This window comes from Rhodococcus rhodnii NBRC 100604 (genome assembly GCF_001894925.1).
Classification (GTDB): Bacteria; Actinomycetota; Actinomycetes; order Mycobacteriales; family Mycobacteriaceae; genus Rhodococcus_F; species Rhodococcus_F rhodnii.
In genome coordinates this window covers 33,466-54,464 of sequence record NZ_BCXD01000005.1, presented here as the reverse complement: position 1 = coordinate 54,464, position 20,999 = coordinate 33,466, and the positions used below count along the sequence as shown (strand labels likewise).

Genomic DNA, 20,999 nt, shown 5'->3' with positions numbered 1-20,999 from the left:
GTAGGCACCATGGACGACGATTGCCCGGCTCGGGTGCCGCAGTCGCGGCTGCGCGCAGCCTTCGCCGCGGCGCTGTCGCGGATGTACGGCCGCGAGGTCCCGGCGTACACGACGCTCGTGGACGTCACCGCCGAGGTGAACCGCGATCACGCCCGTAATCATCCGCGCGACGCGGAGCGGCTCGGCAGCCTGGAGCGCGTCACTGCCGAGCGGCACGGCGCGATCCGTGTCGGGTCGGAGACCGAACTCGCCCACGTCGCGGCGGTGTTCGCCGGCTTCGGCATGTACCCGGTGGGGTACTACGACCTCCGCACCGCGAGCACCCCGATCCCTGTGGTCTCGACGGCGTTCCGGCCCACCTCGCCCGCCGAGCTCGCGCGCAACCCGTTCCGCGTCTTCACCTCGATGCTCACGACGGGCGACGGACGCTTCTTCGACGCCGATCTCGCGCGGCGAGTGCGCCGCTTCGTCGCCGCGCGCCGGCTGTTCCCGGACGAACTGCTCGCGCTCGCGCACCGCGCCGACCGTGAGGCGGGCCTGCCCGATGCGGACTCACGCCGGTTCGTCGAGCTCGCGACGGCGGCGTTCGCGTTGTCGCGGGAGCCGATCGATCGCGGGTGGTACCGCGAGCTCGAGGCCGTCTCGCCGGTCGCAGCCGACATCGCGGGCGTCACGAGCACGCACATCAACCATCTGACGCCCCGAGTTCTCGACATCGACGAGCTCTACCGGCGGATGACCGACCGCGGCATCGCGATGATCGACCGGATTCAGGGCCCGCCGCGCTGGGCGGGCCCGGACGTGCTGTTGCGGCAGACGTCCTTTCGTGCGCTCGCAGAGCCGCGCGCCTTCCGCGACGCCGACGGCACCGTATCGGAGGGCCCGGTCCGCGTCCGGTTCGGTGAGGTGGAGGCGCGGGGCATCGCACTGACACCGCGGGGCCGGGCGCGCTACGACGCCCTCGCCGACAGTCCCGCCGAGACGTGGGAGCACGAGTTCCCCTCGACCGAACGGGAACTCGACGAGCAGGGGCTCGCGTACTTCGAGTCGGTCCGCGACGCCGACGGTGCGGTGCGACGGGTCCCCATCGTGTACGAGGACTTCCTTCCCGCGTCGGCCGCGGGGATCTTCCGCTCGAATCTCGACGATCCGGCGGCGCCGCGCGACGACCGCGACTCCCCGGATACCGCCCGCGACCGCTACACCGCCGAGCACCTCGCCGGCGCGATCGACCGTCCCGTCCACGACCCCTTCACGCTGTACGACCAGCAGAGCCGAACTCGTTCCGAGAGGATCACACCGTGACCGACACCGCACTCATCCTCCCCCGGCCCGACGAACTGACCGAGCGCGCCCGTGCCGCACTCGGCCGCATCGGCGCGACGGCGACGGCCCCCGGACCCGGAACCCTCACGGCGCGCACCCCCGTCACCGGCACCGACCTCGAGCCCGTCCCCGCGACGTCGGTGGCCGGCGTCGACGCCGCGATCGGCGCGGCCACGGCCGCATTCGCCGAGTGGCGCACGACGCCCGCCCCCGTCCGCGGCGCGACCGTACGCCGACTCGGCGAACTCCTCGTCGCCCACAAGGAGGACCTCGCCGAACTCGTCACCCTCGAAGCGGGCAAGATCCGCTCCGAGGCACTCGGCGAGGTGCAGGAGATGATCGACGTCTGCGAGTTCGCGGTCGGCCTCTCGCGCCAGCTCTACGGCCGGACGATGGCCTCCGAACGGCCCGGCCACCGGCTCATGGAGACGTGGCATCCGCTCGGCGTCGTCGGCGTGATCTCGGCGTTCAACTTCCCCGTCGCGGTGTGGTCGTGGAACACCGCGATCGCCCTGGTGTGCGGCGACACCGTGGTGTGGAAGCCCTCCGAGAAGACCCCGCTCACCGCACTCGCGTGTCACACGCTGCTCGCCCGTGCGTGCCGCGACACCGACGCGCCGGACGGGCTGCACTCGGTCGTCTTCGGCGACGCCGAGATCGGCTCGGCTCTCGTCGACGACCCGCGCGTCGCGCTCGTGAGTGCGACCGGCTCGACGGCGATGGGCCGCGCCGTCGCCCCGAAGGTCGCGGCGCGCTTCGGCCGGTGCCTGCTCGAACTCGGCGGCAACAACGCAGCGATCGTCGGCCCGTCCGCGGACCTCGACCTCGCGGTACGAGGCATCGTGTTCGCCGCCGCGGGCACCGCCGGCCAGCGCTGCACCACGATGCGGCGCGTCGTCGCACACTCGTCGATCGTCGACGAACTCACGTCGAGAATCGAAGCGGCGTACCGGACGCTCACCGTCGGCAGCCCGCTCGACGCCGGGACGCTCGTCGGGCCGCTCGTCGACGAGCGAGCGTACGACGCGATGAGCGCGGCACTGGACAAGGCGCGAGCCGACGGCGGCACCGTCGTGTGCGGCGGCGACCGCGTCGGCGACACCGGCTGGTACGTGCGGCCCGCGCTCGTGCGGATGCCCACGCAGTCGTCGGTGGTGCGCGAGGAGACCTTCGCGCCCGTGCTCTACGTCATGGCCTACGACGAGTTCGACGACGCGATCGCGATGCACAACGATGTGCCACAAGGACTCTCGTCGGCGATCTTCACGACGGATCAGCGCGAGGCCGAGCGTTTCCTGGCCGCCGACGGCTCCGATTGCGGTATCGCGAACGTCAATCTCGGCACGTCGGGGGCGGAGATCGGCGGTGCGTTCGGCGGCGAGAAGGAGACGGGCGGCGGCCGGGAGTCCGGGTCGGACGCGTGGAAGGCGTACATGCGGCGTGCGACGAACACCGTCAACTACTCGAGCGAACTCCCGCTCGCCCAGGGGGTCGAGTTCGGCTGACGAAAACCGCTGCCGCCGTGACCGTCCGCTGATTCCGAGCCGCGCCAGGCCTGCGCGCGAGTAACCTTCCAGTCACCGGATTCGCCGTGTTCGGCCCGACGGGAGGACAGTCGATGAGCACTCAGCCACCGGGGCCGGGCGGGACCGGATCCGACGACGACCACGACCGGTCGGACGGCCCGCCGCAGTACGGGCAGACGGGGCAACCGGGCTACGGGAGCCAACAACCGTACGGACAACAGGGCTCGTACGGACAACAGGGCTACGGCCAGCAGCCGTACGGGCAACCGGGCCAACAGGGCTACGGACAGCAGCCGTACGGGCAGCAGGGGTACGGGCAGGGCGGCTATCCCCCGCCCCCGTACCCGCCGCCGCAGCAGAAGAAGCGCCGCATCTGGCCGTGGGTGCTGCTCGGCGTGATCCTGGCGTTCGTGCTGCTCTTCGCCGGCTGTGTCGCACTGTTCGGTGGTGTCGCGAGCGAGATCGACCGGGAGTCGAATCGCTCGGTGTCCGTCACCTATCAGGTGGAGGGCACGGGTACGGGCGCGACGGTCACGTACTCGGGCACGAATCTCGACATGGCGCAGGAGACGAATGCGACGCTGCCGTGGAGCCGCGACGTCGACATCGACGGTCTCGGCAAGTTCGTGACGATGACGGCGAGCAACGGATCCGACGGCGGCTCCATCACGTGCCGGATCCTCGCCGACGGCAACCAGATCGCCGAGCAGACCTCGTCCGGCCCGTACGCCAACGTGAGCTGCTCCGGCGACGCCGGCGAGTGACTGCGAGAGGACGAGACGCCTGTGACGACGACACGATCACGCACCGCGCGAACGGTGGCAGCCGGATTCGCGCTCGCACTGGGCGGGGCCGCCATCCTCACCGGATGCGGCAACGGCGACGGGGGCGGCGAGGCGGCGACGGCCACCGCCACGACCACGACGGCGGGGGCGACGGAGGGCTCGCCCACGTCGCCCACGGGCGGCCAGGCAGCGAGCGAGGCGGTCGACATCCGGTACGAGGTCGACGGCGAGGGCACGAGCACGTCGCTCACCTACACGGGTGAGAACTACGGAACATCGACCGAGAGCGGCGCGCCGTTGCCGTGGAACACGCAGGTCACGATCGACACCCCCGAGAAGTGGCTGACGCTGACCGCGACGAACGGCGGCGGCGACACGCCCATCACCTGCCGCGTGATCGCGAACGGTCACACGATCTCGGAGCAGACGTCGTCGGGTCCCTACGCGAACGCGACGTGCGTCGTCGACGCGGCAGGGCACTGACGCGCCACGGTTGACATTCGGTGTGATCCGGTTCACGGTTCGGACATGACCGCAACCGACGCACGGCTCGCCGAGTTGGCCGAAGTCCTCGGCCCTTCGCGACCCGGCCCTTCGCGCCTCGTCACGGACCCCGATGTCGTGGAGACGTATCGGCGCGACTGGGCCAAGGATCCCGCCGCCGGGACGCCACTGGCCGTCGTCCGCGCGGGCTCGACCGAGGACGTCCAGGCGGTGCTGCGCTGGGCGAGCGCCCACGACGTCCCGGTGACACCGCGCGGTGCGGGATCGGGGCTGTCGGGCGGTGCGACGGCGATCGACGGCGGCATCGTCCTGACGACGGAGGCGATGCGCGAGATCACCGTCGATCCGGTGACGCGGACCGCCGTCGTCCAGCCCGGACTGCTCAACGCCGAGGTCAAGCGCGCGGTCGCCGAGCACGGGCTGTGGTATCCACCTGATCCGTCGTCGTTCGAGATGTGCTCGATCGGCGGCAACGCCGCGACGAACGCCGGCGGACTGTGCTGCGTGAAGTACGGCGTGACGACGGACTACGTCCTCGGACTCGAGGTCGTTCTCGCCGACGGCACCGCCGTCCGGCTCGGCGGGCCGCGGCTCAAGGATTCGGCGGGGCTCTCGCTCACCAAGTTGTTCGTCGGCAGCGAGGGAACGCTCGGCGTCATCACGGAGGTGACGGTCCGGCTCGTTCCCGCGCAGCCGCCCGCGAGCACCGTCGTCGCGTCGTTCGCGCGAGTCGAGGACGCGACGGGAGCGATCCTCGACATCACCCGGACGATGCGTCCCGCGATGCTCGAGTTCATGGACGGCGTCACGATCGCGGCGGTCGACGACGCACTGAAGATGGGGCTCGACCGGTCGGCGCGCGCGATGCTCATCGCGCAGTCCGATGCCGTCGGCGGCGAGTGCGAGCGGGAGGCCGCGTTCATGGCGGAGGCGTTCGAGCGGCGCGGCGCCACCGAGGTGTTCCGGACGGACGATCCCGACGAGGGCGAGGCCTTCACCGCCGCACGCCGTTTCGCGATTCCGGCGGTCGAGCGGATCGACCCGCTCCTGCTCGAGGACGTCGGCGTACCGCTCCCCGCACTCCCCGATCTCATCACCGGCATCGAGCGGATCGCAGCCGAGCGGGACGTCACGATCGCCGTCATCGCCCACGCGGGCGACGGCAACACGCACCCGCTCATCGTCCACGACCCGGCGGACGCCGACATGACGGCGCGAGCGCACGTCGCGTTCGGCGAGATCATGACGCTCGCGATCGCACTGGGCGGGACGATCACGGGCGAGCACGGCGTCGGCCGGCTCAAGAAGGCGTGGCTGCCGGATCAGGTCGGCCCCGACGTCATGGACCTGACCCGCCGCATCAAGCACGCGCTCGACCCCACCGGAATCCTCAACCCCGGCGCCGTGCTGTGACGCCTCGACCCCGGAGGTCGGGCCGCAACCACGGGTACGTGTCACACCCCGGGGGCACACTGGAAGGGTGAGCGACGTACTCGACCGGTTCTCGCAGGCCACGCGTGAGTGGTTCGCGGGCGCCTTCTCCGAGCCCACCGCAGCTCAGCTGGGTGCGTGGGAGTCGATCTCCGCGGGCGCGCACACGCTGGTCGTCGCACCGACCGGCTCGGGCAAGACGCTCTCGGCGTTCCTGTGGTCGCTCGACCGGCTGACGTCGGCGCCCCGTCCCGACGACGCGCCGCCCTCGACGCGTGTCCTCTACATCTCGCCGCTGAAGGCGCTGGGCGTCGACGTCGAGCGCAACCTGCGCGCTCCGCTCGTCGGCATCACGCAGACGGCGAAGCGGCTCGGCCTCGCCCCACCGGACGTCTCGGTCGGGGTGCGTTCGGGTGACACTCCCCCGAGTGCCCGCCGCTCGCTGCTGAAGAACCCGCCGGACATCCTCATCACGACGCCGGAGTCGCTGTTCCTCATGCTCACGTCGTCGGCGCGCGAGACCCTCGCGGGGGTCGAGACGGTGATCGTCGACGAGGTGCACGCCGTCGCGGGCACGAAACGCGGGTCGCACCTGGCGTTGTCGCTCGAGCGACTCGACGGCCTGCTCGAGCGGCCCGCCCAACGCATCGGGCTCTCGGCCACGGTCCGCCCGCACGACGCCGTCGCACGTTTCCTCGCGGGCGCGGCGCCCGTCCGCATCGTGTCGCCGCCCGCACCGAAGACGTTCGATCTCACCGTCCGGGTGCCGGTCGAGGACATGACCGAACTGGGCCTCACCGAGCCCGACGAGCTGTCGTCGTCGGCGACGCCGCAGGCGGGCTCGATCTGGCCGCACGTCGAAGAGCAGATCGTCGACGCGATCCTCGATCACGGATCGTCGATCGTGTTCGCGAACTCACGACGGCTCGCGGAGAAACTGACCGCACGGCTCAACGAGTTGTACGCCGAGCGCATCGGCGCCGCGGTCGAGCGCGACGGCGCGCCGCCCGCGCAACTGGGGTCGCCCACCGAGGTGAACTACGGTGGCGACACCCTGCTCGCACGCGCGCACCACGGGTCGGTGAGCAAGGATCAGCGCGCCCTCATCGAGGACGACCTCAAGACGGGACGGCTGCGGTGCGTCGTCGCGACGAGCAGCCTCGAACTCGGAATCGACATGGGCGCGGTCGATCTCGTCGTCCAGATGGAGGCGCCGCCGTCGGTCGCGAGCGGCCTGCAGCGGGTCGGCCGTGCAGGCCATCAGGTCGGCGAGATCTCCCGCGGCATCGTCTTTCCCAAACACCGCACCGATCTCGTGCACTGCGCCGTCACGGTGCGGCGGATGACGCGGGGCGAGATCGAGGCGGTCGAGATCCCCGCGAACCCGCTCGACATCCTCGCGCAGCAGACCGTCGCCGCGACGGCCCTCGAACCGCTCGACGTCGACGACTGGTTCGACACCGTCCGGCGCAGCGGTTCGTTCGCGACGCTGCCGCGGTCCGCGTACGAGTCGACGCTCGATCTGCTGGCGGGCCGCTATCCGTCGGACGAGTTCGCCGAACTGCGGCCCCGGATCGTCTGGGATCGCGACGCGAACACCCTCACGGGCAGGCCCGGCGCGCAGCGGCTCGCCGTCACGTCGGGTGGCGCGATCCCGGACCGCGGCCTGTTCGCGGTGTACATGGTGGGCGAGAAGTCCTCTCGCGTCGGCGAACTCGACGAGGAGATGGTGTACGAGTCGCGCGTCGGCGACGTCTTCGCACTGGGCGCGACGAGCTGGCGGATCGAGGAGATCACCTACGACCGCGTCCTCGTCTCCCCCGCGTACGGCATGCCCGGGCGGCTTCCCTTCTGGCACGGTGACGGTCCGGGACGCCCGGCCGAACTCGGCGCGGCGCTCGGTGCGTTCCTGCGCGACGTCGCCCACACGGGCCGCGACGACGTCCTCACGGACCTGCGCGCCTCCGGGCTCGACGAGAACGCCGCGAACAATCTCGTCCAGCTCGTCGACGAGCAGGCCGCCGCGACGGGCCAGGTCCCGTCCGACCGCACGCTGGTCATCGAGCGGTTCCGCGACGAACTCGGCGACTGGCGGCTCGTCCTCCACTCGCCGTACGGCCAGCGGGTCCACGCGCCGTGGGCGCTCGCCGTCGGCGCACGGCTGCGCGAGCGGCTCTCGATCGAGTCGAACGCGACGGCGTCGGACGACGGCATCATCGTGCGGCTCCCCGACACCGAGGACGATCCGCCCGGTGCCGATCTGTTCGTCTTCGATCCCGACGAGATCGACGACATCGTCACCGAACAGGTCGGCGGCTCCGCACTGTTCGCGTCGCGCTTCCGCGAGTGCGCCGCGCGCGCCCTGCTGTTGCCGCGCCGCAATCCGGGAAAGCGGGCGCCGCTGTGGCAGCAACGGCAACGTTCGGCGCAACTGCTCGACGTCGCGCGCGGGTATCCGACCTTCCCGATCCTCCTCGAGACGGTGCGCGAGTGCCTGCAGGATGTCTACGACCTCCCCGCACTTCACCGGCTCTTCACCGCGATCGCACGCCGCTCGGTGCGGCTCGTCGAGGTCGAGACTGCCTCGCCGTCACCGTTCGCGACCTCGCTGCTGTTCGGTTACGTCGGCGAGTTCATGTACGAGGGCGACAGCCCGCTCGCCGAGCGGCGCGCCGCCGCACTGTCGCTGGACTCGACCCTGCTCTCGGAGCTGCTGGGACGCGTCGAGCTGCGCGAGCTGCTCGACGCCGACGTCCTCGCCCGGGCGGAACTCGAACTGCAGCGCCTCGTGCCCGACCGCAAGGCGCGCGACGCCGAGGGCATCGCGGATCTGCTGCGGCTGCTCGGCCCGATGACGCCCGACGAGGTCGCCGAGCGCAGCGAGTCGGACCCCGCCGAATGGCTGCGCGGGCTCGTCGCGAGCAAGCGTGCCCTGCACGTCACCTTCGCCGGCCGGGAGTGGTGGACAGCCGTCGAGGACGCCGCCCGCCTGCGGGATGCGCTGGGAGTGCCGCTGCCGATCGGCACTCCGGCCGCGTTCATCGAACCCGTCGATGACCCGCTGGGCGATCTCGTCGGCAGATACGCCCGCACGCACGGCCCGTTCACGACGTCCGACGCCGCGGAGCGCTTCGGCCTCGGTCCCGCCGTGGTGCGCGACACGCTCGCGCGGCTCGCCGTCCGAAAGCGGGTGGTGGAAGGAGATTTCCGGCCCGGTGGTGCGGGATCGGAGTGGTGCGACGCCGAGGTGCTGCGACGGCTCCGGCGCCGCTCGCTCGCGGCGGCGCGGCAGGAGGTCGAACCGGTCTCGACGGCGACACTCGGCCGGTTCCTGCCCGCGTGGCAGCACGTGGGCCGTGACCTGCGCGGAGTCGGTGGTCTGCGCGGAGTCGACGGCGTGGCGACCGTGATCGACCAGCTCGCGGGCGTCCCGATCCCTGCCTCGGCGCTCGAGTCGCTCGTGCTGCCGAGCCGGGTCGCCGACTACTCCCCCGCGATGCTCGACGAACTGACCGCGACGGGCGAGGTGCTGTGGGTGGGCGCGGGCGCGATCTCGGGCAAGGACGGCTGGGTCGCGCTGCATCCCGCCGACGGCGCACCGCTCACGCTCGCACCGCCCGCCGCCGCAGATCTCTCGGAGATGCAGCAGCAGATCCTCGACACTCTCTCCGGGGGCGGCGGGTACTTCTTCCGCCAGTTGTCGGACGCGCTGGGGTCGAGCGACGACACCGTACTCGCGAACGCTCTGTGGGAACTGGTGTGGCTCGGTCACGTCGGCAACGACACGCTCGCTCCGCTGCGCGCCCTGCTCTCGGACACGTCGCGACGGACGACGGCGCATCGCTCGGTGCGCCGCGCGCCGCGAGCGCGGTCGTATCGCGTCGGGACACTGCCGTCGCGCGGCGGTCCGCCGACGGTCGGGGGCCGCTGGTCGTTGGTGCCGGCGCCCGAGGCCGACCCGACGCTGCGTGCCTCCGCGACCGCCGAGGTGCTGCTGGAGCGGTACGGCGTCGTGACGCGCGGCGCCGTGGTGAACGAGGGCGTACCGGGCGGGTTCGCGGTGATGTACAAGGTGCTCGCGCGGTTCGAGGAGAACGGCCGTTGCCGGCGTGGGCATTTCGTCGAGACCCTGGGTGGTGCGCAGTTCGCGGCGCCGCACGTCGTGGACCGGCTCCGCGGTTACGGCGACACGATCGAGGGACGGCACGCCGCGAGCCCCGCAGTGGTCCTGGCTGCAGCGGATCCCGCGAATCCCTACGGAGCCGCGTTGCCGTGGCCGGCTCGCACCACCGAGGAACGTCCCGGTCACCGTCCAGGGCGCAAGGCAGGCGGCATCGTGGTTCTCGTGGACGGCGCGCTCGCGCTCTACGTCGAGCGCGGCGGCCGCACCCTGCTGACGTTCGGCGACGATCCCGGCACATCCCGCACCGCCGTCTCGGCGCTCGCCGATGCCGTGCGCGCGCGGAGGATCGACCGCATCGTCGTGGAGAAGGTGGACGGCGAGTCGATCCACGGCAGCGAGTTCGCGGCGGTCCTCACCGAGGCCGGTTTCGCCGCGACGCCGCGCGGCTTCCGGTTGCGAGGCTGACGTGCCCGAGGGAGACACGGTGTGGCGGACGGCCGCGCTGCTCCGCGGAGCCCTCGAGGGCCGCGAGCTCATCGAGAGCGATGTGCGTGTACCTCGTTACGCCACAGTCGATCTCACGGGAGTGCGCATCGACGACGTCGTCAGCCGCGGCAAGCATCTGCTGATTCGTGGTGGCGGCCGCACCGTACACACGCACCTGAAGATGGAGGGCGCGTGGCACGTGTATCCGTCCGGCGGACGGTGGGCGCGCCCCGCCCACGAAGCGCGGATCGTGCTCGCCACCACGGACCACGAGGCGGTCGGGTTCGCACTCGGCATCACCGAGATCCTCCCCACGGATCGTGAGGCGGAGGTCGTCGGCCACCTCGGCCCCGACCTGCTCGGTCCCGACTGGGACGCCGAGCGCGCCGCCGCGAATCTCGCGGCGGACGGTGACCGCCCGATCGGCGAGGCCCTCGTCGATCAGCGCAATCTGGCCGGGATCGGCAACGTGTATCGCAACGAGTTGTGCTTCCTGCGCGGCGTCGATCCCGTGACGCCCGTGTCGAAGGTCGATTCGGCGGCGATGGTGCGTCTCGCCCATCGGATGATGCACGCCGACAAGAACAATCCGATCCGGCGACGTCCCTGGGTGTACGGCCGCTCGGGCCGCCGATGCCGGCGGTGCGGCGCCGCGCTCGTCACGCGCACGATGGCGGGCCAGCGGATCGTCCACTGCCCCTCGTGCCAGCCACCCGGCTGAGGCGGCTGACAGTGTGACCCATTCGCCACCGTGCGCGGTGACGGATCGGTCGTCCCTGTGGTTACGATTTCCTCGCTCGACGTCGGCAGCGGCCAGGGGGACCGCGTCTCGACGGCGTCGAGCGCAGACGACGCGTCTGCCTCGATACTCGGAGGGGATTTCTCGTGACCGATCAGCACCCGGACCCGTACGGGCAGAATCCGCAAGGCGGGCCTCGGTACGGGCAACCCCCGTACGGCCAGGCCCAGTACGGGCAGCCTCCGCACGGGCAATTCGGCACGCCGCCACCGCAATACGGCCAGCCCCAGTACGGCCTTCCGCCCGGAGAATACGGAATACCGCCCGGTGCAGCGGGATTCGCGCGCGTCCCCGGCGACTATCCGGTGTCCGCCGGTGCCGCGTTCGGCCAGGCGTGGGTCAGGTTCCTCACGAACCCGTGGCCGTGGGTGGGCTTCGTCGCCGTCGCGTTCCTCGCGACGGTGGCCGGCTCGTTCGTTCCGTTCGTCGGTTTCCTGGTGACATTCGCGATCAGCGTGTTCTTCACACCCATGCTCGCTCGCGCGGCATACCTCGATGCGACGACGGGCCGTATCGGTTTCTCGTCCTTCTTCGACTTCGCCCGGATCGGCCCCGCGATTGGGGTGGCGATGCTCGTGTTGCTCGGGACACTCGTCGGGACCCTGCTCCTCGTCCTGCCCGGCATCGTCTTCGGGCTCGCCGTGACGTTCGCGCAGCCCGCTGTCGCTCACGGTCGCAAGCCCATCGAGGCGATCGTCGACAGCGTCAGGATCGCCACGAGCAACTTCGGACAGTTCTCGATCGCCTTCCTGATCCAGCTCGGCCTGTCGTTCGTCGGATTGGCCACGTTCGGACTGGGATTCTTCGCCATCCTCCCGCTGACAACCCTCTTCACGACCGCCTTCTACCGCCAGGCCGTCGGCTACTGAGGTCGTACCGGCGCGTCCGCATGCACCCGCACCTGCGCCCCGTCGCCCGTCACCGCAGGCCGGTTGTGGGCGCACCGAACGGTGGGCGCCGGCCTTCCCGTCCGCCCCGTAGCCAGCGCAGCGCGTCGGGGATCCAGAGAACGGCCGACGCCACCACCGTCACCGCGTACACCGGCGCGACGACGACGAGCACGAGACTGCCCAGCAGCGCGACGGGCAGGTCACGTCGCCACGCGAGCGACAGCACGAACGGCGCGACCGCGAACACCGCAGCGAGCCACCACGTCCCGGCCGCGAGAGCGACGGGAACGCCGACGAACCACGCCAGGGTCCCGAGGACCTGCGTCGCGACGAGCGCGAACCGCGCGTATTCCGTGAAGGTCCAGAATCTGCCGACTTCGGCTCCCAGCCACAGGATTCGGCTGCGGAACCGTCCGACGCCCTCGTCGATCAGGGCGTTCCGGAAGATGTCGTCGGCACGCCGTCGATACTCGTTGCCGTCGTCCTGCGCGAGCGCGCGACGGCACAGGTCGTCGTGGAGGATCGCCGGCAACAACTGCCGGCCGTACGGCGTCACGAGGCCGTGGAGCGGTCCGGGGATCGACGCGAGATCGGTGCGCAGCATCCGCGGGTGACCGCTGGGCACCCGGATCACGGCCCGGCCGAACACGTAGACGAACTCCGACTCGAGCTCGAAGAACGTGGTGTCCAGGACCCGGAGCCTCGGCTCGGGACGCCTCGGATCGTCCTCCGACCGCTGAAACGGCATTCCCACCCCTCACTGTCGAATTCTGGGTCGCCCACCAGAGTGACGCACGGGACGGCGAACCGCTCCCGGACACGGCGTGCATGCCACAGGGTTCTCGACCCGCTGGGGCCGGAATCGTCGACGTGGAAGTACTTCGGCGACTGGCGCGGACTGCTGCAAGGGCTCTGGGCGGGATCGATGCAGAACATGCACCCCGGTCTCGGTGCAGCCGTCGAGCAGCATTCGGAGTTCTTCACCGAGGGGTGGAAACGGCTGTTTCGGTCGCTGTATCCGATCGGCGTCGTCGTGTACGACGGCGATCGGGCGCCGTCGACGGGCGCGCAGATCCGGCACTTCCACGACCGTATCTCCGGTGTCGATGCGCAGGGTCGCCGCTGTCACGCGCTCGACCCCGACACCTTCTACTGGGCGCACGCGACGTTCTTCGTCGGGATGCTCCGCACCGCCGAGCACTTCATCGGCCCGCTGGGCGACGACGAGAAGCGGCGCCTCTTCGACGAACACGTCACGTGGTACCGCATGTACGGGATGAGCATGCGCCCGTCTCCGCGAGTTGGGACGACTTCGAGCGCTACTGGGATCACATGTGCCACACCGTCCTCGAGGACAACAAGGCGACCGCGACGTTCTCGATCTGCGCAGCCTGGCCGTCCCGCCGCTCACGCCGTGGCTGCCCGAATCTGTGTGGCGCGTCGTTCGGATTCCGCTCACCCGCAGTGCGGTCTGGCTGACTGTCGGGCTCTACGATCCGCCGGTTCGCGAACTGCTCGGACCACTGCGCAACCTGCCACCGCCGGACCGCAGGGACCTGCCGCAGCACTACAACCCGCTCCGTGCGACCGCGCCGGGACTCGCCGAGAAATGAGTGTCGGACCCTTGGGCTAGGGTCGCTTGTATGTTCGATTTGGGTGGGGGCGGCTCGGGAAACGAGCTGGTAGACGTGGCGGGAGTGGTCGAGTCCAAACGCGTGCTCGCGCGGGCGGAGTATCGGCAGATTCGTGCGATCGGTGCGTTTCATGCGGCGCGGGTGGCGGCGGAAACGTCGGTGAGCGTGTTGATGCCGGGTGAGTCTGCCGCGAACGAGGCTGCACTGGCGTTGGGGATGAGCGAGAACCGGGTGTGGTTCGCGATCACGCTGTGCGAGGACCTCGAAACGCGGTTGCCGTTGACCGACGAGGCTTTTGCATCGGGTGAGTTGGATATGGCGCAGGTCCGCACGATCCACAATCTGCTACAGAATCTGTCGGATGAGAAGGCGCGGATCGTGGAAGCAGCGCTGTTCGCGCGGGGCCCGATCGACCGGTTACCGCCGCGGCGGATCGGCGAACGGCTGCGGCGGTTGGTGGCGCGGTACGACCGGGACGGTTTCGCCGAGCGTTCTGCTCGTGCGAAGGAGGAGCGGTACATCTCGGTCAAGCAGTGCGACGACGGCATGGCGTTCCTGTCGGGCGAACTCCCCTCGCTGGATGCTGCGACGATCTGGAATCGGCTCAAGGAAATGGCCATCGGCGACGTGTGCGCGGGTGACGAGCGGTCGATGCCGCAGCGTCACGCGGACGCACTCGTTGCTCTGGCGGACGGGAGCGGGCGGCTCACGTGTGGGTGCGGACGCGAGGACTGCGCGACGGCGGTCCCGGCTGCGGGCAAGCGTGGCCCGTTGGTGCAGATCGTCGTGAGCGACGGCTCGATCGGTTTCGGGTCGTTCAGTGGCGGATCGTTCGGTGCCGGTGCCGGTACCGGTGCCCGTGCCGGTGCCGGTGCCGGTGCCGCGAGTGCCCCTGGCGGCGGTTCGGCAGCGATCCCGACCGTCGGGTTCCTGCCCGGTGTGGGTCCGCTCGATCCCGAGACCGTGCGCGCGGCCATCACACACTCGGCGACCCAGCGCATCCACGTCAGCGCCGTCGACCCGATCGAGCCCGCTCCGGACATCGCAGCCCTGCGATACCGCATCCCACGCGCCCTCGCGGATCGCATCCGCGCACGTGACGGGGTGTGCCGCTTCCCGCACTGCCCCGTCCCAGCAACGTCGTGCGACATCGACCACACGGTCCCCTTCGACCACGCCAACCCGAGCGAAGGCGGCCGGACCGAGGAAGCGAACCTCGCCTGCCTCTGCCGACGCCACCACCGCTGGAAAACCCAGGGCCACATGACATTACAGCAACTCGGCGACGGGCTGCTGCGCTGGACCATGCCCGACGGGCAGGTCTACGACACCGAACCCGACCCGCCCGCCTTCTGGGCAGCAGGAGCGTGACGCGCTGCCTACCTCACCTCGACGACGGGTTCGAGCAGTTCGGGCCGCGACTCGGGTGCCGCGAGACGGAGTTCGTCCGCGCACTCGTCGTCCGGCTGTGCCTGCGACTCGATCTCGGCGCGCACGCGCGCGAGATACGTCTGCACCTCGAATTCGCGTTGCTCGTCGCTCCATCCGAGGACCGGTGCGACGAGCGCCGCGACCTGCTCGGCGCAGTTCATCCCACGGTGCGCGTACTCGATCGCGATGCGCGTGCGCCGCGCCAGGATGTCGTCGAGGTGGAGCGCACCCTCCGCGGTCGCGGCGTAGACCGCTTCGACCTGCAGATACGACGGCGCATCCGTGATCGGTTCGAGGAGTTCGGGTGCGTCGTCGGCAGCGCCGAGGACGTCGTCGATCAACGACCCGTAGCGGTCGAGCAGATGCCGCACTCGGTACGGATGCACCCCGTACCGCTCCCCCAGCCGCGCCGTCTGATTCGCGAGCGCGAAGTAGCCGTCGGCGCCGACCAGCGGGACCTTCTCCGTCACCGAGTCGGCGACCCGCAGCGGGATGTCCTGCGCGGCAACGTCGACGGCGTCCTTTCCCATGACGCGGTAGGTCGTGTACTTGCCGCCGGCGATCGCGACCAGCCCGGGGGCGACGCGCGCGACCGCGTGCTCGCGCGAGAGCTTCGACGTCTCGTCGCTCTCCCCCGCGAGCAGTGGCCGCAGTCCCGCGTAGACGCCCTCGATGTCGTCGGGCACCAGCGGCGTCACGAGCACGGTGTTCACGTGCTCGAGGATGTAGTCGATGTCGGCGCGGGTGGCGGCCGGATGCGCGAGGTCGAGATTCCAGTCTGTGTCGGTCGTCCCGATGATCCAGTGGCTCCCCCACGGAATCACGAACAGCACGGACTTCTCGGTGCGGAGAATGATCGCCGCGTCGCTCACGATCCGGTCGCGCGGCACGACGATGTGCACGCCCTTCGACGCCCGCACCCGGAACCTGCCGCGCCCCCGCGAGAGCGCCTGGATCTCGTCGGTCCACACGCCCGTCGCATTGATGACGACACTCGCCTGCACCTCGGCGACACGTCCGGTCTCGACGTCGCGGACCTGGACGCCCGAGATCCGATCCGCCTCCTTGAGGAAGCCGACGACCTGCGTCGAGGTCCGCACCGTCGCGCCGTACTGCGCTGCCGTGCGGGCGACGGTCATCGTGTGCCGGGCGTCGTCGACGACGGTGTCGTAGTACTGGATACCGCCGACGAGGGCGTCGCGGCGCAGCGCCGGGGCCAGCCGCAGCGCACCCGAGCGAGTCAGATGCTTCTGCGCGGGAACGGATGTGGCACCGCCCATGCGATCGTAGAGGAAGATGCCCGCGGCGATGTAGGGCCGCTCCCACACGCGATGCTCGATCGGGAACAGGAAGCGCAGCGGCTTGACGAGATGCGGCGCGAGCGTCGTCAGCGACAGTTCCCGCTCCCGCAGCGCCTCCCGGACCAGGCCGAACTCGAACTGTTCGAGATAGCGCAGCCCGCCGTGGAACATCTTCGACGATCTGCTCGACGTGCCGGACGCGAAATCCCGCGCCTCGACGAGGGCGACCTTCAATCCGCGGGTCGCGGCGTCGAGCGCAGCCCCGCAGCCCACGACCCCGCCACCGATCACGACGACGTCGAAGTGCTCCTTCTGCAGTCGCTCCCAGGTCCGTGCGCGATCGTCCGGACCGAGCTCGACGATGTCCGACTGATTGCTCACACCCACTCCTGCCGGGATCGGGACGCATTCGATCCCAGGCTAGTAGGTTCTTCAGTCGTGGTTCAGTACATCGTCGCAATCGACCAGGGCACCACGTCGAGTCGCTGTGTGATCGTCGATCACGACGGCAACCCGGTGAGCAGTGCACAGCAGGAGCATCGGCAGATCTTCCCGCACGCCGGGTGGGTCGAGCACGACGCGACCGAACTGTGGCTGGGAACACGTGAAGTGATCGCGCGCGCCCTCGCGAAGGGCGACGTGAGCTATCACGAGGTCGCGGCCATCGGGATCACGAATCAGCGCGAGACGACCGTCGTGTGGGACCGCGCGACGGGCGAACCCGTCTACAACGCCATCGTGTGGCAGGACACCCGGACCACCACGATCTGCGACGAGCTCGCGCGCGACGGCGGCACCGAACGCTTCCGCGACCGGACGGGGCTGCCGCTGTCGACGTACTTCTCGGGCCCGAAGCTGCGGTGGATCCTCGACAACGTCGACGGCGTCCGCGAGCGCGCCGAGCGGGGCGAGTTGTGTTTCGGCACCGTCGACAGCTGGCTGCTGTGGAACATGACGAACGCCGGCGACGGCTCGGGCGCCGTCCACGCGACCGACGTGACCAATGCCTCGCGCACATTGCTGATGAACCTCCGCACGCTGCAATGGGATCCGGAGATCTGCGATGCGCTCGGTATCCCGATGTCGATGCTGCCGGAGATCCGCAGTTCGTCCGAGGTCTTCGGACACGTCCGCGAGCGCGGGTCGCTTCCCGGCGTGCCGATCGCCGGGATCCTCGGGGATCAGCAGGCGGCGATGTTCGGGCAGACGTGCCTGTCGCCCGGCGACGCCAAGAACACGTACGGCACGGGGAACTTCGTGCTGCTCAACACCGGCACCGAACCCGTGTTCAGCGATCACGGCCTCATCACCACGGTCTGTTACCGGATCGGCGACGCCGACGCCGTCTACGCACTCGAGGGGTCGATCGCCGTCACCGGCTCACTCGTGCAGTGGCTGCGCGACAATCTCGGCGTGATCTCGTCGTCCCCCGAGGTCGAGACGCTCGCGGCGGAGGTCGACGACAACGGCGGCGCGTACATCGTCCCGGCCTTCTCGGGGCTGTTCGCGCCCCGCTGGCGGCCGGATGCGCGCGGGGTGATCGTCGGGCTGACGCGCTACGTCGACCGCCGCCATCTCGCCCGCGCCGCACTCGAGGCGACGGCGTATCAGACGCGCGAGGTCATCGACGCGATGCTGAGCGACTCCGACGTCGATCTCAGCGAGCTCAAGGTCGACGGTGGCATGGTCGTCAACGACCTGCTCATGCAGTTCCAGGCCGACATCCTCGACATGCCCGTCGTGCGGCCCCGCATGATCGAGACCACGGTGCTCGGCGCCGCCTACGCTGCGGGGCTCGCGACCGGCTTCTGGCGCGACACCGACGAACTGCGCGAGAAGTGGGCGGTCGACACGACGTGGGAGCCGCAGCTGGACGCGGACGAGCGCGACCGGCTCTTCGCCGCGTGGAATCGGGCGGTGGAACGCAGCTACGACTGGGCGTGAGCGAGCGCCAGCCGGTCCGCGGCCTCCACCAGTGTGTCGGGCAGGCACGTCGCAAACGACAGGCGCAGGCTCGATCGCAGCTGCGCGGCGTCCTCCTCCCCCACGGCGAACGCACTGCCGGGCACGAACGCGACACCGTGCTCGACCGCCGTACGCAACAGCCGGTCGGTGTCGGTGCCGTCCCCGAACCGCCCCCAGGCGAACATCCCGCCGCGTACCGGTTCGAGCCACAGCGCGTCGCCGAAACGGGCTCGCAGAGCGGCCACCAGGGCGTCAGCCCGCGCCGCGTAGTCCCTGCGCACTCGGCCGAGATGCGCGTCGAACCATCGGCCGTCCGCGAGCAGCCGCGCGCAGACGAGTTGCGTCAGCGTGGAGCCACAGAGATCGGCGCTCTGCTTCAGTCGTTCCACGCCGGCGCACACTGCGCGGTCGCCGTGGAGCCAGCCCACGCGCAGTGCGGGCGCCAAGGTCTTCGATGCGCTCGAGAGCCGTAACACGCGGGTCGAATGAGCAGCGACCGGGTCCGGCGGCGGGGAGTCGAACCAGAGGTCCCCGTAGGGATCGTCCTCGACGATCCAGAAGTCGTACCGTTCGGCAAGCTCGGCCAGCCGCCGACGGCGCGGCGCTGCGAGCACGGCACCACCCGGATTGTGAAAGGTGCTGACCGTGTGGAGGACTCGCGGCCGGAGCCCCTCAGCGAGGTATTCCTCCAGTATCTCCGTCTGCATCCCGTCGCCGTCGAGTGGGACACCCACCAACGTCGCACCGGCGGCGGCGAACGCACCCGCGGCACCCGGGTAGACCGGCGACTCCACGATCACCGGATCGCCCGGATCGACGAGCACCTGCGCGAGCAGGCTCAGCGCCTGCTGCGAGCCGTGCGTCACGACGATCTCGTCGACTCCCACCGCACGACCGAGACGAGCCGTCTCCCTCGCCGCGAGCACCTCACGCAGCAGTCCCGCGCCCGCCGTCTCGCCGTACTGCCAGGCGCGAGGGTCCGCGCCGACCTCGGCGAGGACGGTGGAGATCCGCTCGTGGGGCACGAGTTCGAGGGCGGGCAGCCCGCCCGCGAGACTCAGAATCTCGGGTCGAGCGGTGAGCGACAGCAGATCCCGGATCGCCGATCCACGAAGATCGGCGATCCGGCACGAGAGTGTGGGCACGAGGACTCCGGTTAGCACGAAGGAATGGGACGTACCTTCGGGCCACCGGGGATCACCCGGGCGGCGGGACGGTGCAGCGATCGGCGGGCTGCCGTGTCGCGTGCCCGCATCGCCACTGTCGCACAGGCATCCCAACCCACGGAAGATCTATCCCACCATTCGAGATGATGTGCTGTGAGACGCTCGCGCGTCGGACCGCGCGGTCGCGGTCAGTCGAGATCGTCGTGGCGCATCAGCTGCCGCGCCGCTTCGGTGATCGATCCGGTGAGCGACGGGTACACCGAGAAGGTGTTCGCCAGGTCGTTGACGGTGAGGTTGTTCTGCACCGCCATCGCGAGCGGCAGGATCAGCTCCGAACCGACCGGCGCGACGACGACACCACCGATGACGACACCCGTCGCGGGCCGGCAGAAGATCTTGACGAAGCCGCGTCGCAGCCCCGACATCTTGGCGCGCGGATTGGTGTTGAGCGGCAGCATCACGGTACGTGCCGGCACGTCACCGTTGTCGATCGCAGCCTGACTCACACCGACGGTGGCGATCTCGGGGCGCGTGAACACCGCGGACGCAACGGTTTTGAGCTTGATGGGGCTGACGCCCTCGCCGAGCGCGTGGTACATCGCGATGCGCCCCTGCATCGCCGCGACCGATGCGAGCGGCAGCAGGCCCGTACAGTCGCCCGCGGCGTAGATGCCCGCGACCGTGGTGCGCGAGACGCGGTCGACGCGGAGGTAGCCGCCGCGGTCGAGTTCGATGCCGACTCGCTCGAGGCCGAGCCCGCCCGTGTTCGGCACCGAGCCGACCGTCATGAGTGCATGGCTCGCCTCGACGGTGCGGCCGTCCGACATCCTGACGATCACGCCGTCCTCGGTGCGCTCCACCTCGTCCGCACGCGCGTGCTTGACGAGTTCGACGCCGCGCTCCGCGAGCGCGTCCTCGAGGACGAGCGCCGCGTCGGCGTCCTCCCCCGGCAGCACGCGGTCACGACTCGACACGAGCGTGACCTTCACGCCCATCTCGGTGTAGGCGGAGACGAACTCGGCGCCCGTGACACCCGAACCGACGACGACGAGGTGCGACGGCAGCTCGTCGAGGTCGTAGAGCTGACGCCAGTTGAGGATGCGCTCGCCGTCCGGAACCGCGCCGGGCAGCACCCGCGGGCTCGCACCGGTCGCGACGAGGACGACGTCGGCGTCGAGCACCCGCTCCTCGCCGTTCGCGAGCGTCGCCTTGACCTGATGCGCGGCCATCCCGAGCTGCGTGTCGATGAGTTCGCCACGACCGCCCAGGACCTCGATGCCGACGGCCTGCAACCGCGCACGAATGTCCGAGGACTGCGCCTGCGCGAGCGCTTTGACGCGCGAATTGATCTGTGCGAGAGAGACCTTCGCCATGCTCGGATCGATCTCGATACCGAGATCGGTGGCGCGGCGCATGTCCGTGCGGATACCAGTGGAGGCGATGAAGGTCTTCGACGGAACGCAGTCGAACAGCACGCACGCACCGCCGATCCCGTCCGAATCGATCACCGTGACGGTACCGCCGTGCTGGACTGCCACCAGCGCCGCTTCGTAACCGGCCGGGCCACCGCCGATGATCACGATCCGGGTTGCCATTCGTCCTCCACATCGTCGACTCGCACGCGAGCCGGAT

At 70.2% G+C, this 20,999-nt stretch carries 14 protein-coding genes and 1 pseudogene; 11 read left to right on the top strand and 4 right to left on the bottom strand.

Annotation, left to right across the window (positions count from 1 at the left end):
* The first annotated feature begins 9 nt into the window (after positions 1-9).
* The 8 genes from hglS to RR1_RS04730 all read left to right on the top strand — a co-directional run bounded on the left by hglS (position 10) and on the right by RR1_RS04730 (position 11,849).
* The gene (gene hglS / locus RR1_RS04765; RefSeq protein WP_051111250.1) at positions 10-1,305 is read left to right on the top strand and encodes a 2-oxoadipate dioxygenase/decarboxylase; all 1,296 of its coding nucleotides are present in this window, start codon (positions 10-12) and stop codon (positions 1,303-1,305) included.
* Complete coding sequence (gene amaB / locus RR1_RS04760; protein WP_010839247.1) at positions 1,302-2,831, top strand: L-piperidine-6-carboxylate dehydrogenase; 1,530 nt, start codon at positions 1,302-1,304, stop codon at positions 2,829-2,831. Before hglS ends, amaB begins: the two co-directional genes overlap by 4 nt.
* Positions 2,832-2,944: 113 nt before the next feature.
* Positions 2,945-3,616: an MmpS family transport accessory protein gene (locus RR1_RS04755; protein WP_081634213.1), complete on the top strand. Its 672-nt coding sequence runs from the start codon at positions 2,945-2,947 to the stop codon at positions 3,614-3,616.
* A 21-nt stretch (positions 3,617-3,637) separates the two neighbouring features.
* Complete coding sequence (locus RR1_RS04750) at positions 3,638-4,120, top strand: MmpS family transport accessory protein (protein ID WP_010839249.1); 483 nt, start codon at positions 3,638-3,640, stop codon at positions 4,118-4,120.
* 45 nt (positions 4,121-4,165) lie between these two features.
* Positions 4,166-5,554 (top strand): FAD-binding oxidoreductase, encoded by a 1,389-nt coding sequence (locus RR1_RS04745; RefSeq protein ID WP_010839250.1) that lies wholly within the window; start codon positions 4,166-4,168, stop codon positions 5,552-5,554.
* A 67-nt stretch (positions 5,555-5,621) separates the two neighbouring features.
* Positions 5,622-10,160 carry an ATP-dependent helicase gene (locus tag RR1_RS04740; RefSeq protein ID WP_010839251.1) on the top strand — a complete coding sequence of 1,513 codons (4,539 nt, stop codon included), beginning with the start codon at positions 5,622-5,624 and terminating at the stop codon, positions 10,158-10,160.
* Between the two features lies 1 nt (position 10,161).
* Entirely contained in the window at positions 10,162-10,902 is a 741-nt protein-coding gene (locus tag RR1_RS04735; protein ID WP_010839252.1) for a DNA-formamidopyrimidine glycosylase family protein, read from the top strand.
* A gap of 164 nt (positions 10,903-11,066) precedes the next feature.
* On the top strand, positions 11,067-11,849 hold the full coding sequence (locus RR1_RS04730; protein WP_010839254.1) for a DUF975 family protein: 783 nt from the start codon (positions 11,067-11,069) through the stop codon (positions 11,847-11,849).
* A 49-nt stretch (positions 11,850-11,898) separates the two neighbouring features.
* Here the strand turns inward: RR1_RS04730 and RR1_RS22245 are convergent, their stop codons facing one another.
* The gene (locus RR1_RS22245; RefSeq protein WP_010839255.1) at positions 11,899-12,618 is read right to left on the bottom strand and encodes a DUF1353 domain-containing protein; all 720 of its coding nucleotides are present in this window, start codon (positions 12,616-12,618) and stop codon (positions 11,899-11,901) included.
* Positions 12,619-12,657: 39 nt separating this feature from the next.
* Here RR1_RS22245 and RR1_RS22240 point away from each other — a divergent pair.
* Together RR1_RS22240 and RR1_RS04715 are read left to right on the top strand one after the other, a co-directional pair.
* Positions 12,658-13,483 (top strand): annotated as a pseudogene (locus RR1_RS22240) (oxygenase MpaB family protein).
* Between the two features lie 30 nt (positions 13,484-13,513).
* Positions 13,514-14,875, top strand: coding sequence for an HNH endonuclease signature motif containing protein (locus tag RR1_RS04715; protein ID WP_072713602.1), 1,362 nt, complete (start codon positions 13,514-13,516; stop codon positions 14,873-14,875).
* Positions 14,876-14,883: 8 nt separating this feature from the next.
* Here the strand turns inward: RR1_RS04715 and glpD are convergent, their stop codons facing one another.
* Positions 14,884-16,617, bottom strand: a complete 1,734-nt coding sequence (glpD, locus tag RR1_RS04710; protein WP_040774417.1) for a glycerol-3-phosphate dehydrogenase — start codon at positions 16,615-16,617, stop codon at positions 14,884-14,886.
* Positions 16,618-16,674: 57 nt separating this feature from the next.
* On the opposite strand from glpD, the gene glpK reads away from it, so the two are divergent.
* On the top strand, positions 16,675-18,180 hold the full coding sequence (gene glpK, locus RR1_RS04705; RefSeq protein ID WP_010839259.1) for a glycerol kinase GlpK: 1,506 nt from the start codon (positions 16,675-16,677) through the stop codon (positions 18,178-18,180).
* On the opposite strand, the gene RR1_RS04700 is transcribed toward glpK, so the two are convergent.
* Complete coding sequence (locus RR1_RS04700; protein ID WP_010839260.1) at positions 18,165-19,346, bottom strand: aminotransferase-like domain-containing protein; 1,182 nt, start codon at positions 19,344-19,346, stop codon at positions 18,165-18,167. The genes glpK and RR1_RS04700 overlap by 16 nt on opposite strands.
* Before the next feature lie 209 nt (positions 19,347-19,555).
* On the bottom strand, positions 19,556-20,962 hold the full coding sequence (locus RR1_RS04695) for an NAD(P)H-quinone dehydrogenase (RefSeq protein ID WP_010839261.1): 1,407 nt from the start codon (positions 20,960-20,962) through the stop codon (positions 19,556-19,558).
* Positions 20,963-20,999 lie beyond the last annotated feature (37 nt).

Coding starts and splice junctions, on each gene's coding strand:
- RR1_RS04715 (WP_072713602.1), top strand. CDS start 13,514: ATGTTCGATTTGGGTGGGGGCGGCTCGGGAAACGAGCTGGTAGACGTG.
- RR1_RS04745 (WP_010839250.1), top strand. CDS start 4,166: ATGACCGCAACCGACGCACGGCTCGCCGAGTTGGCCGAAGTCCTCGGC.
- RR1_RS22245 (WP_010839255.1), bottom strand. CDS start 12,618: ATGCCGTTTCAGCGGTCGGAGGACGATCCGAGGCGTCCCGAGCCGAGG.
- hglS (WP_051111250.1), top strand. CDS start 10: ATGGACGACGATTGCCCGGCTCGGGTGCCGCAGTCGCGGCTGCGCGCA.
- RR1_RS04755 (WP_081634213.1), top strand. CDS start 2,945: ATGAGCACTCAGCCACCGGGGCCGGGCGGGACCGGATCCGACGACGAC.
- RR1_RS04695 (WP_010839261.1), bottom strand. CDS start 20,962: ATGGCAACCCGGATCGTGATCATCGGCGGTGGCCCGGCCGGTTACGAA.